The sequence below is a fragment of the Telmatospirillum sp. J64-1 genome (genome assembly GCF_006980715.1).
Classification (GTDB): domain Bacteria; phylum Pseudomonadota; class Alphaproteobacteria; order Rhodospirillales; family Magnetospirillaceae; genus Oleiliquidispirillum; species Oleiliquidispirillum nitrogeniifigens.
On the sequence record NZ_SBHN01000092.1, the window covers coordinates 1 to 522 of the forward strand.

The window sequence follows — 522 nt, forward strand, 5'->3', positions numbered from 1 at the left end:
TCAACGCCGAAGGTGCGACCGGCGACCTTGCCGCCATAGGCCAGTTTCTGCAGGTAAAGAAAGCGCGCCGCCCGCTCCAGATCGGTCAGCGTCTCCGCATCGGTCTGCCGCAACTGCTCAAAGCGTGCGCGGCTGGTGATCTGGAAACGCAGGCAATCCATGAACTGGGGATAGTGGCGCTGCAAGATCCTGAAGAAGGTGGCCACGTCGCGCGAGGCGTCGTTGATCACCTCTGCCTTGACCGCCCGACGGCGGCGCAGGAAGACGCCCCCCATGCCGACGAATGCCTCGGCATAGGTGTCATGGGGCGTGGCGTCGATCAAGGTGACGAGGCGCGAGGCAAGATTGCGCTTGCCGCCGACATAAGCAGCGACAGGGGACAGCGCTTTGGAAGTAGGACTCGACTCCATTGGATAAATGTTCCATTTCTGTTCCCGCCTCTGCAGAGGTGGCGGGATGATCTCTTGATCGTGCGAGGTCCCCACTCGCGGCTTTGGGCGCGGCAACGCCCAAGCCCCCGCC

The 522-nt window shown here is 63.0% G+C and carries 1 protein-coding gene; it reads right to left on the minus strand.

Translation table 11 applies throughout. The features are described from left to right. Positions 1-410, minus strand: a 410-nt coding sequence (locus tag EPD66_RS23905) for a DNA adenine methylase (protein ID WP_185961613.1), incomplete at its 3' end; no start/stop codon positions are given. Positions 411-522 lie beyond the last annotated feature (112 nt).